Origin of the sequence: Acinetobacter sp. AOR12_HL (assembly GCF_027855275.1) — a bacterium.
GTDB lineage: Bacteria > Pseudomonadota > Gammaproteobacteria > Pseudomonadales > Moraxellaceae > Acinetobacter > Acinetobacter baumannii.
Genome location: NZ_JAKTIJ010000022.1, coordinates 36988 through 48522, shown reverse-complemented (window position 1 = coordinate 48522; position 11535 = coordinate 36988). Strand labels below are relative to the sequence as shown.

Genomic DNA, 11535 nt, shown 5'->3' with positions numbered 1-11535 from the left:
TAAAAAAACAATCAATTTTTAATGTAACTGCCTGAAAGTGAGGAACTTACTTCAAGGCTTTATCGATATTGTCTGACAACTGAATCGGGTTAAAGTTGAGTTATGCTATAACGTTGTATAGTTGATTGTAGATTTCACGACGTTTTTGTTGATCTTAAGATTCACCTCATCTTTATGAGCGTGATGTTTTAATAAAACATAGCACTAGCCATTTAGAAGACGATTTAGAAACAATAAAAAAGCCTCCCGTTTAGGAGGCTTTTTTAGGTTCTCTAAAGGCTCTTATTTAGAACCCTTAATTCCTGCTTGCAATAATAATGCACCAAAACCACCAATTTTCTGCTCTTGTGGTTTTTCTTGCTTATTACGCTGCGGACGTTCAACTTGATCTTTACGCGGTTGTGGACGTTTACCTTGTGGTTTACGCTCAGAACGCTGTTCGTTATTTTGTTCACGACGTGGTGGACGCTGTGCTTTCACAGGTGCCGCACCTTCTGCACGCATACTTAAGTTTACACGGTTACGTTCAACATCAACTTGCATAACACGCACTTGTACGATCTGACCTGGTTTTACCACTTTATGCGGGTCAGAAACGAACTCATTGGCTAATTCAGAGATATGAACCAAACCATCTTGATGCACACCAATATCAACAAAAGCACCAAAATTCGTCACATTCGTCACAACACCTTCAAGCTGCATACCTTCAGTCAACTGAGCAACTTCAGTAATGTCTTCACGGAATTTAGCTGTGCGGAATTCTGGACGAGGGTCACGGCCCGGTTTTTCAAGTTCTGCTAAAACGTCTTGAATGGTTGGCAAACCGAATTTGTCATCAACAAACTCTTCTGCTTTTACCTGACGAATAATTTCGGTATTACCAATAATGTCTTTTACCGTTGTCGCTTTTGCTGCAACAATTTTCTCAACAAGACCATAACTTTCAGGGTGAACAGCAGATGCATCTAATGGCTCTGAACCATTTTGGATACGCAAGAAACCAGCAGCCTGTTCAAAAGTACGTTCGCCAAGACGCGGTACATTTTTAAGTGCCTGACGTGTGTCAAAACGGCCATGCTCTTTACGGTATTCAACAATTTGCTGTGCAATTGCTTTATTCAAACCTGCAATATAAGCCAAGATTGCTGGTGAAGCAGTATTTACATCTACCCCAACAGCGTTCACACAGTCTTCTACAACTGCATCAAGCGTTTTTGCTAAACCAGTTTGGTTCACATCATGTTGATATTGACCTACGCCAATCGACTTCGGATCAATTTTAACAAGCTCAGCAAGCGGGTCTTGTAAACGGCGCGCAATAGAAACTGCACCACGGATTGAAACATCAAGCTCTGGCAGTTCCGCCGCAGCAAGTTCACTTGCAGAGTAAACAGAGGCGCCTGCTTCGCTTACAGTTACACGAGTTAATTTAAGATCTGTATTTGCAGCCATCATTTCAGCTACAACAGCTTCTGTTTCACGGCTCGCAGTACCATTGCCAATAGCAATAAGCTCGACATTGTATTCACGACATAGACGTGCAAGCTCAGCAATTGAGCCTTCTTTATCTTCTTTAGGCGCAAATGGATAAATCGTGCTATGTGCAAGTACATCACCAGCTTCGCTTACCACAGCTAGTTTCACACCAGTACGAATACCAGGGTCGACACCCAAAGTCGTACGGCTACCAGCTGGCGCTGATAACAATAAGTGACGAAGATTTTCAGCAAACACCTGCATTGCTTCTGCTTCAGCAGCAAGACGTTTTTCTGTAAGTAATGAATGCTCGATTTGAGGACGGACTTTACCTAACCAGAATAATTTTGCAGTTTGTTTTAAGAAATCTTGACGTGTTTGTGGCTGAACCTGATCAAGGTTGTATTCAGTTTCAATACGAGCCAGTGGTGCATCATCTTCGCCATCAACTTTTAAACCAAGTACGTTTTCTTGGCGGCCACGTAACATCGCCAATAAACGATGTGATGGTAATTTGTTTAGGCCTTCAGAGAATTCAAAGTAATCGCGGAACTTTTTGCCCACTTCTTTCTTCTCTTCAGATGCAACAGTACTTTTTAATACTGCTGTTTTTGCAAAAGTCGCTTTTAATTCTGTAGTAAGAGGGATGTTTTGTGCCCAGTCATCAATCAGAATATGCTGGATTGCGTCTAACTGACTTTCAACGTCCGGATAGTCTTCATGACTAAAACCAGCCAATGCTTCTGTCGGATCAATTTGTTCTGAAATAATTTTTTCGGCAATTGGTCCAAGGCCCGCTTCTTTCGCCTTGAAAGATTTGCTCGTACGTTTAGGACGGTACGGCGCATAAATTTCTTCTAAAGCATTTTTTGTTTCGGCTGCATTCACCCGCGCCAACAAGTCATCATTCAATTTATTCTGTTCTTGCAATGACTGAATGACCTTTTCACGGCGCTCATATAAATCACGTAAATACGCTAAACGAGTATCTAATTGGCGTAACTGCGTATCATCTAAACCTTGTGTTACTTCTTTACGGTAACGGGCAATGAATGGAACACTGGCACCTTCATCAATTAAGCGGATGGCAGCTTCTACTTGGTTTGGACGTACGGCAAGCTCACTTGCCAACTGCTGAACTAAGTCAGTCATCGTGTTTGATCCCACAAGGATAAAGTTTAAAAGCACTGATTATAAAGACCAAGACCATAAAATCCACACTTGTTTGCGTATTCAAAACGTTTTTTTGTATTGACTATGAATTTTTCACATTCTTATAGCTGTAAAAAAGTTTTTTCTGTGACTCATTTGGGCCTTTAAGCTAACCTTTTACCTTTTAAAAAATATGAAATTTATAGATTCTTCTTTAATTAAAGAAAATTTTTAATATAAATTATGAGAAAAAGAACATATTGATACATTGCCAGAACGTTCAAAATATAGTTTTTCTTATCTTTCTAAATAAATTATTAAGTTCTCTTACTTAAACCACAAATGAATAAATTAAAAGTTAGAACTTAAAAACCGAAACTCATTTTTAAAATAATTTATTTGAAACAAATATTTATTAGAATTTAATCGATGAGAAAGAGGTAAATAGCCAAATATTTGAGTTTTTCTTTAAGGCTTTGCTAAATTATGGGCATAAGATGTTGTTTTTTGGTTTCAAGCCCCTACGAAAATTGTAATTTTGAGCAAATTGATACATAGTCTTAACAAGAACATCGGCATTATACTGAGGGCTTGTTGGCAATAAGCCTAACCGATCCAATAATATATAAATTATGACTTTAAAAGGGAGTACATCATGAGTTTAGTTGTACCTGCTGAACATCCTGAAACCGTACATAACGAAACGGATCGTGTCGAGCGCATTTTAGTGGTCGATGACGATGTGCGTTTACGTACCCTCTTGCAACGTTTTTTGGAAGATAAAGGCTTTGTTGTAAAAACTGCCCATGATGCCTCACAAATGGATCGTTTATTACAACGTGAGTTATTTTCACTTATCGTGCTCGACTTTATGTTGCCCGTTGAAGATGGTTTAAGTATTTGTCGTCGTTTACGTCAGTCAAATATTGATACTCCAATTATCATGTTAACTGCACGTGGTAGTGACTCTGACCGTATTGCTGGTCTTGAAGCCGGCGCAGATGACTATTTACCAAAACCATTTAACCCAAATGAACTCTTAGCACGTATTCGCGCAGTATTGCGTCGTCAGGTACGTGAAGTTCCGGGTGCGCCAAGCCAACAAGTTGAAGTGGTTAGCTTCGGTCCATGGTCTCTAGATTTATCTACACGTACACTGACTCGTGAGGGTCAAATCGTTACATTGACTACAGGTGAATTTGCCGTATTAAAAGCTTTGGTACAGCATCCACGTGAACCTTTAACACGCGACAAGCTCATGAACTTGGCTCGTGGCCGTGAATGGGGTGCAATGGAACGTTCTATTGATGTTCAAGTGTCTCGTTTACGCCGCTTAATTGAAGATAACCCGGCACGCGCACGTTACATTCAAACTGTATGGGGCGTAGGCTATGTGTTTGTTCCGGATGGTGCTGAATAAGCTTGAGATAAAATAGAGTGAGTTTAGAGCCAATACCACCGCAAACCTTTACCGACTACGTTGCGTACTCAGAGCGTAAACGGACCCGATGGGAACGTTTTCTCGATAAGATTAAGCCACGTTCTGCAGCCATGCGTACCACAATTTTGGTACTGCTCGTGGTACTCTTTAGCTTATTTATGTCATTGTGGTTTTTTTGGCGAACCCTCTATTTACCTGAAATTCAGCAACATGCACGCTATCTAGCAGTTGAACTAGAACTGGTAAATAACCCTAATATTCGTATTTTTCATCGCGATAGCGAAGTTGACGTCGACACATGGTTACGCAATCGGGTTGGCATTGAATATGTCACGAACCCCAAAGAATATCCAAGTGTCCGCGATAAAATTATTGCCGAGTTTTTTACCAACCAAGTTGAGCAAAAACTGGCAAATGAAATTGGCGCAAAAGACGTTACTGTCTATTTCCAATTTAAACCTAGCCCACGTATCTGGATTCAAACGCCAGAAATGCATGGTAACTGGGTTCGTGAACCTTTAAAAACCTATGCCAACTATAGCCCCGAGCTACTGGTAGGCTGGGTTGTGGGTGTCCCATTAGTTTCGGCCATCATTATTTTAATTTTGGTTCGACAAATGAACCGACCATTACGTCGTTTGCAAAATGCTGCCAACGAATACAGTAAGTCTGGAACTGCACCTTATTTAGATACTAACCATGGCCCTTTAGAAATTCGCCAAGTAAACCAAGCATTTAACCGTATGGTATATACGCTTGAACAAACGGAGCGTGAAAGACGAATCATGCTAGCGGGAATTTCACATGATTTAAGGACTCCCCTTACACGTATTCGTTTAACTGCAGAGATGCTACCTGATGAGTTTCTACGTGAAGGTCTAGTTTATGACGTAGATGATATGGATGCGATTCTAAATCAGTTCATCTCATATATGCGCGATGGTTCAGATGAGGAATTAAAAGACACTAATATTAATATTCTTTTACAAGAATTGGTCGTTCAGTTTAAACCCCTTGATATTCGCTTTAACATGCAGGATGTTCCCATTATTCCTGCACGCAGCCTCTCTTTAAAACGACTTATTGCCAACCTCATTAATAACGCCAAGCGTTATGGTGCTGAACCGATCGAACTCAGTGCAAAGGTTGAAAATGAACATATTTTAATTACGGTTGCTGACCATGGTGAAGGCATTCCAGAAGATCAAATTGAAGAATTAATGCAGCCTTTTGTAAGAGGCAACTCGGCTAGAACGATTCAGGGAAGCGGTTTGGGTCTTGCCATTGTTAAACGTATTGTCGATATTCACCAAGGTGAAATCCAGATTCATAATCGTGAACAAGGCGGTTTAGAGGTTATTATTTCTTTACCAATTCCAAAACCCGCCCCTGAAGAAAATACAACGCATAATCCTTTAGAAAAAATCAAACAAACTTTAAGTGAGCGCTTTTAATTTGAGCAATTGAACATTTAAAGCGCTATTTTAAACTCCAAAAAAGTCAATAATAATCAATATATTAAAAATCATAAAAATAAGTTATACCCGCATTTATTTAAAAAATTAGACCTTAGCCTAACACCTATGCACTTTTCATTTTTTCATAGCTAAAATCCGGTATGTTTTGACAATATTGAGGATGTCCAATGTCTTTAAGTCGTATTCGCCTAGCTTCTCTTCATGACAAGGTCATCAGTGCTGAACAAGCTGCGCAATTCATCGAAAATGGAATGACCGTTGGTATGAGTGGTTTTACTCGTGCCGGTGAAGCTAAAGCTGTTCCACAAGCACTTGTAGAGCTTGCAAAAAAGAATCCGTTAAAAATCACGTTAATTACGGGTGCTAGCTTAGGTAATGACTTAGACAAACAACTCACGGAAGCAGGTGTTTTATCTCGTCGCATGCCATTCCAAGTGGATAACACTTTACGCCGCGCAATTAACAACGGCGAAGTCATGTTTATTGACCAACACTTGTCAGAAACTGTTGAGCAAATGCGTAACCAGCAACTTAAACGTCCAGATGTTGCGGTCATTGAAGCAATTGCGATTACTGAAGATGGTGGTATTATTCCAACAACTTCTGTTGGTAACTCTGCAAGTTTTGCGATTTTTGCCGAAAAAGTAATTGTTGAAATCAACACTTCTTTAAGCGAAAGCTTTGAAGGTTTGCACGATATCTATATTCCGACTTACCGTCCAACACGTACGCCAATTCCATTAACAAAAGTGGATGAACGTATTGGTACAACAGCTATCCAAATCGATCCTGCAAAAATTGTTGGTATTGTCTTTAACGATACACATGACTCTCCATCGACAGTAACTCCACCGGATGATGAGACTCAAGGCATTGCCAATCACCTTATCGCATTCTTTGAAAAAGAAGTGGCTGAAGGTCGTTTACCGAAGAACCTTGGTCCACTCCAAGCAGGGATCGGTTCGATTGCGAATGCTGTACTGACAGGTTTAAAAGATTCTAATTTTGAAGACCTCATCATGTACTCAGAAGTACTACAAGACTGTACTTTTGAACTCATTGATGCAGGCAAAATGAAATTTGCTTCTGGTAGTTCAATTACGCTTTCAGCAAAATGTGGTGAAAAAGTTTTTGGCAATATCGAAGCTTACAAAGACAAATTAGTGCTTCGTCCACAAGAAATTTCTAATCACCCTGAGCTTGTACGTCGTTTAGGTATTATCGGTATTAATACTGCGCTTGAGTTTGATATTTACGGTAACGTGAACTCAACTCACGTGTGTGGTACTAAAATGATGAACGGTATTGGTGGTTCAGGTGACTTCGCTCGTAATGCGCACTTGGCAATCTTTGTAACCAAATCTATTGCTAAAGGCGGCGATATTTCTTCTATCGTGCCAATGGTGAGTCACGTTGATCATAGTGAACACGACGTTGATATTTTAGTGACAGAGCAAGGTTTAGCAGACTTACGTGGTTTAGCACCTCGTGAACGTGCTCGCGCTATTATCGACAACTGCGTACACCCGCTTTACCGTGATGCATTAAATGACTACTTTGATCGTGCATGTGCTAAAGGCGGACATACACCTCACTTACTTCGTGAAGCATTGTCTTGGCATGCAAACTTCGAAGAAACAGGCCAAATGCTTCAACCAACACCAGTTGCAAAATCAGCTTAAGTCATACTTTTAATTTAAGCACTCCTACGGGGGTGCTTTTTTATTTGTGTAAATTATTCACAAACTACTGCTCAAGTTCGAATTTTTATTTTATCTTTTCAATACATCAAAACAAAAAGTAGAAATCCATATGTTCATTATTCGCCAATTTACAAATGCAGATCTGGATGATGTGGTCAATTTATGGGAAAGCTGTGGCCTAACTCGCCCTTGGAATAACCCTGAAACGGATATTTTCAGGAAAGTTTCGCAGCAGGACGATTTATTCCTCGTTGCTATTAAGGATGAGCAACTGATTGGCACGCTTATGGGCGGCTACGACGGCCATAGAGGCTGGATTAATTATCTGGCTGTTCACCCCCACCAACAACGCTTAGGAATAGCCACAGCGCTTGTTCAACAGCTTGAGAAGCGGCTTATGGCCCGTGGCTGTCCCAAATTACAATTATTAGTGCGTAAAGATAATCTGAATGTGTTGAATTTTTACGAGCAGCTCGGCTATGACGAAGTAGAAGCAGTATGTTTAGGAAAACGCCTTATTAGTGATAACCCTCATGACTAAAGGCGCCTCTTCAAATGAAGAGCTTTAGGAAATAAAGCCAGACTTTGGGATAACTCACTTTACTTGTGGATAAAATGAGAGTTATACACAGGTGAAGTCATTCTACTCACGAATCAAATAAATAGACATGAAAAAAGCCCCATACTTAAGTATGGGGCTTTTTCGAATATGGTGGCGAGACCCAGGATCGAACTGGGGACACACGGATTTTCAATCCGTTGCTCTACCAACTGAGCTATCACGCCGATGGCCTGTATTAAGCCGTATCTCAGAACAATAGTCAACAATTATCCTGAGTTTTTGATTTAAATGAGTATTTTTTATACTCAAAAAAAATCCCTGATGGGATCAGGGATTGAAAACACAAATAATGGTGGCGAGACCCAGGATCGAACTGGGGACACACGGATTTTCAATCCGTTGCTCTACCAACTGAGCTATCACGCCGAAGTGGGCGTATTAAACAATGTTTATAGGAGGACGTCAAGCAACTTCCGCATTTTTTGTAACAAGTGTTTAATTTTAAATCACAAGTGCCGTAAAAATAGGATTTTAGCTATGCAATTTACCAATATGAGCTAAGCAGCGATGAATTGCACCACAACCTGGCTCAAAAATTTTAACGCCTTTTGCTTCTTCTATACGACAAGCTTCTTCAACTAGACGCTCTGCTACTCCGCGTCCACGATTTGCAGGGTGTACAACTATATATTCAAGCACCTTGCTTTCACCTTGTCCTGAACACCAGATTGCACCTATAATTTTGGTGTTAAATTCGGCAGTGTATAGCGTGGTATACTGTTGTAAATCTTGTTCAAGTTGTTCAATCGCATCGTGCCCGTCACCAAACTCCGGACTTGTGTCATACAGTCGCTCAAGCTGATCGCGGATCTCTGAATTATCTAGAGAACTATAAGCATGTACGGTAATAGGCATTGATTAACCCTCCTGAGCAAACTATGATGCTGTCACGAATTCGTCACAGCGAAATTGTCGTTAACATCCAATCATTTTTGACGTTTTTTGAGGAACGTGTCCATGACGCAACGTATCAGTGAAGTGGTTAGAAATACCAATGAAACCAAAATTCGAGTTCGTTTAAATCTCGATGGTACTGGTCAAGGCACACTAAACACCGGAGTTCCATTTTTAGACCATATGATTGATCAAATCAAGCGACATGGCTTATTTGATATCGATATTCATTGTGATGGAGACTTAGAGATTGATGATCACCATACCGTAGAAGACTGCGGTATCACGCTTGGACAAGCTTTTGCACAAGCTTTAGGTGATAAAAAAGGTTTACGTCGTTATGGGCATTTTTACGCGCCATTAGACGAAGCTTTATCTCGTGTGGTTGTAGATTTGTCTGGTCGTCCGGGTTTATTTATGGATATTCCATTTACTCGCGCGCGCATCGGTACCTTTGACGTAGATTTATTTTCCGAGTTTTTCCAAGGTTTCGTAAACCATGCGCTTATGACCTTACACATCGATAACTTGAAAGGTAAAAATAGCCACCATCAAATCGAGAGTGTATTTAAAGCACTAGCTCGTGCTTTACGTATGGCATGTGAAATTGATCCACGTGCTGAAAACACGATTGCATCGACAAAAGGTAGCCTCTAATGACACGTATCGCATTGCTTGATTATGGCATGGGTAATCTGCACTCAGCCGCTAAAGCACTTGAATATGTAGGTGCAACCGTCGATGTGACAAATGATCCAACATTAATTGCACAAGCCGACAAAATTGTTTTCCCGGGTGTTGGGGCAATGCGTGACTGTATGCAAGGCATGCGTGAAGCAGGTATTGATGAAGTTGTACGCAAAGCAGCTTTTAATAAACCTGTTCTTGCAATTTGCGTAGGCATGCAGGCACTACTACAAAGCTCAGAAGAAAACGGCGGTGTAGATGCCTTAGGTATTTTTGACGGGGTAGTAAAACACTTTCCTCAAATGGAAGGTTTAAAAGTCCCACACATGGGCTGGAACCAAGTTCATCAAATGGACCCAAGTCACCCGATGTGGAACAACATTGAACAAGATGCTCGCTTCTACTTTGTACACAGCTACTATGTTGAACCTAAAGATGAAAATCTTGTGGCTGCTACATGTGAGTATGGCGTGAACTTCTGCACAGCAATTCACAAAGATAATTTATTCGCGACTCAATTCCACCCAGAGAAAAGTCACACTGCTGGTTTGCAGTTACTGAAAAACTTTGTGGAATGGAATATTTAATTCGATTCAAAAACTAAAACAGATCAGGTCAAGATAGCCTGATCTGTTTTTTTATTTATAATAATAACCAATCATTTATAGAATGATATTTTATTCAACAAAATATTGAATATTCATACTTTTAAATAAAATCAAATGATTAGGATAAACACAATGAATTCACCTTTTGAAAATCAACCACTTCAACAAGATTCACCGTTTAAGGCAAATGGTCGTTTTGGACGACTCTCTTATGCAGCTTGGACATTCTTATTTACGCTAGTCCTTGTTACCGCCATTCTACTTATTATGTTTACTTTTGGTTTTACAAACCCTGAAGGTGCCCCAGACTTTTCTACGCCTGGCTTAATCTGTATAGCAATTCTTTATATAGTCGGTATTTATATTAACTTCGTATTTACCATCCGCCGTTTGCATGACCGCAATAATACAGGGTGGCTCTCTTTACTGATGCTAGTACCAGTCGTGAATATTGGCCTTGCCATTTATTTATTCTGTGCAAAAGGAACTGAAGGTCCTAATGATTATGGACCTAAGCGTCCAACGCCAAGCTGGGAGCGTGTTTTAGGCTGGATTTATATTGTGCTTATTCCGCTTGCATTAATTTTTGGTGTTATTGCCGTAATTATGGCTCCAACCTATGAAGGTTATGTCGAGAAAAGCGAAAGTATTGTAATTGGTAGCCCATCTCAGTCTGAATAATTTTTTAAGATGTACATAAAGCCTAGTTCTCTAGGCTTTATTCATATATAAAGTGAATAGCCCTATTCATTTGTACGCTGTTAAATATGTCTGAAGCCTCTGCCCTTCTTGATAAAACTTCTATTCAGCAGCTCCCTCCTTTTGAAAATCTTAACCATCAAAATATTGTGGTGATTGAAAATGGCGAGCAATGCAAAACTATTGAAGAAGAATTAAAAGCAGCGACCTTTTTAGGATTTGATTCTGAATCTAAACCTACTTTTCAGGTAGGTGAAGTATCAACTGGCCCACATTTGATTCAGCTGGCTACAGAACACAAAGCCTATTTATTTCATGTCAATTTATCGACTTTAAAATTTTTACAGCCCATTTTGTCTAATCCAAAACAAATTAAAGTCGGGTTTGGGCTTAAAAATGATAAGCATATTTTTCACAAAAAAGGCATAGAGCTTGAAAGCTGCGTTGACCTTGCTAAAGGTTTTAGCCACTTTGGTTTTAAACAACAAATGGGTGTACAAAAAGCCGTAGCACTATTACTTGGTCAGTATCTTGCCAAGTCGAAGAAAGTCGGAACTTCAAATTGGGCGCGAAAACCGCTTACTTCACAACAAATCAGTTATGCAGCTGCTGACGCCTATGCTGCCCTATTGGTATTTCTCGAGCTTAAAAAAAGAAAAGTATTACCGATACATATTTCTGAAAAGATTCAAACCGCACTTCAAAGGTAAAGTTATAAAAGTCTTTTCTAAGGCTTAGCGATTGATCAATACTTTGCTAAGATGTGCACAAT

The 11535-nt window shown here is 39.9% G+C and carries 10 protein-coding genes and 2 tRNA genes; 8 read left to right on the top strand and 4 right to left on the bottom strand.

The features are described from left to right. Positions 1 to 282: 282 nt before the first annotated feature. Positions 283 to 2631: a Tex family protein gene (locus MKL36_RS10915; RefSeq protein ID WP_000131195.1), complete on the bottom strand. Its 2349-nt coding sequence runs from the start codon at positions 2629 to 2631 to the stop codon at positions 283 to 285. Positions 2632 to 3286: 655 nt separating this feature from the next. On the opposite strand from MKL36_RS10915, the gene ompR reads away from it, so the two are divergent. The 4 genes from ompR to MKL36_RS10895 all read left to right on the top strand — a co-directional run bounded on the left by ompR (position 3287) and on the right by MKL36_RS10895 (position 7794). Further along, the gene (gene ompR / locus MKL36_RS10910) at positions 3287 to 4051 is read left to right on the top strand and encodes an osmolarity response regulator transcription factor OmpR (protein WP_000060753.1); all 765 of its coding nucleotides are present in this window, start codon (positions 3287 to 3289) and stop codon (positions 4049 to 4051) included. Positions 4052 to 4068: 17 nt separating this feature from the next. Next, positions 4069 to 5526, top strand: coding sequence for an ATP-binding protein (locus tag MKL36_RS10905; protein ID WP_000051217.1), 1458 nt, complete (start codon positions 4069 to 4071; stop codon positions 5524 to 5526). A 191-nt stretch (positions 5527 to 5717) separates the two neighbouring features. Beyond that, positions 5718 to 7232, top strand: a complete 1515-nt coding sequence (locus MKL36_RS10900; RefSeq protein WP_000059340.1) for an acetyl-CoA hydrolase/transferase family protein — start codon at positions 5718 to 5720, stop codon at positions 7230 to 7232. A gap of 130 nt (positions 7233 to 7362) precedes the next feature. Then, on the top strand, positions 7363 to 7794 hold the full coding sequence (locus MKL36_RS10895; RefSeq protein WP_000469967.1) for a GNAT family acetyltransferase: 432 nt from the start codon (positions 7363 to 7365) through the stop codon (positions 7792 to 7794). A gap of 169 nt (positions 7795 to 7963) precedes the next feature. Here the strand turns inward: MKL36_RS10895 and MKL36_RS10890 are convergent. The 3 genes from MKL36_RS10890 to MKL36_RS10880 all read right to left on the bottom strand — a co-directional run bounded on the left by MKL36_RS10890 (position 7964) and on the right by MKL36_RS10880 (position 8730). Next, positions 7964 to 8039, bottom strand: a tRNA-Phe gene (locus MKL36_RS10890). Between the two features lie 126 nt (positions 8040 to 8165). Next, a tRNA-Phe gene (locus MKL36_RS10885) sits at positions 8166 to 8241 on the bottom strand. Between the two features lie 105 nt (positions 8242 to 8346). After that, entirely contained in the window at positions 8347 to 8730 is a 384-nt protein-coding gene (locus MKL36_RS10880) for a GNAT family N-acetyltransferase (protein ID WP_001123235.1), read from the bottom strand. A gap of 102 nt (positions 8731 to 8832) precedes the next feature. Between MKL36_RS10880 and hisB the strand changes: the two genes are divergently transcribed. The 4 genes from hisB to MKL36_RS10860 all read left to right on the top strand — a co-directional run bounded on the left by hisB (position 8833) and on the right by MKL36_RS10860 (position 11473). Continuing rightward, positions 8833 to 9426, top strand: coding sequence for an imidazoleglycerol-phosphate dehydratase HisB (gene hisB, locus MKL36_RS10875; protein WP_000194096.1), 594 nt, complete (start codon positions 8833 to 8835; stop codon positions 9424 to 9426). After that, positions 9426 to 10043 carry an imidazole glycerol phosphate synthase subunit HisH gene (gene hisH / locus MKL36_RS10870; protein WP_000196734.1) on the top strand — a complete coding sequence of 206 codons (618 nt, stop codon included), beginning with the start codon at positions 9426 to 9428 and terminating at the stop codon, positions 10041 to 10043. Before hisB ends, hisH begins: the two co-directional genes overlap by 1 nt. A 153-nt stretch (positions 10044 to 10196) precedes the next feature. Further along, on the top strand, positions 10197 to 10745 hold the full coding sequence (locus MKL36_RS10865) for a DUF805 domain-containing protein (RefSeq protein WP_001087821.1): 549 nt from the start codon (positions 10197 to 10199) through the stop codon (positions 10743 to 10745). An 86-nt stretch (positions 10746 to 10831) separates the two neighbouring features. Continuing rightward, entirely contained in the window at positions 10832 to 11473 is a 642-nt protein-coding gene (locus MKL36_RS10860) for a 3'-5' exonuclease (protein WP_001287552.1), read from the top strand. Positions 11474 to 11535 lie beyond the last annotated feature (62 nt).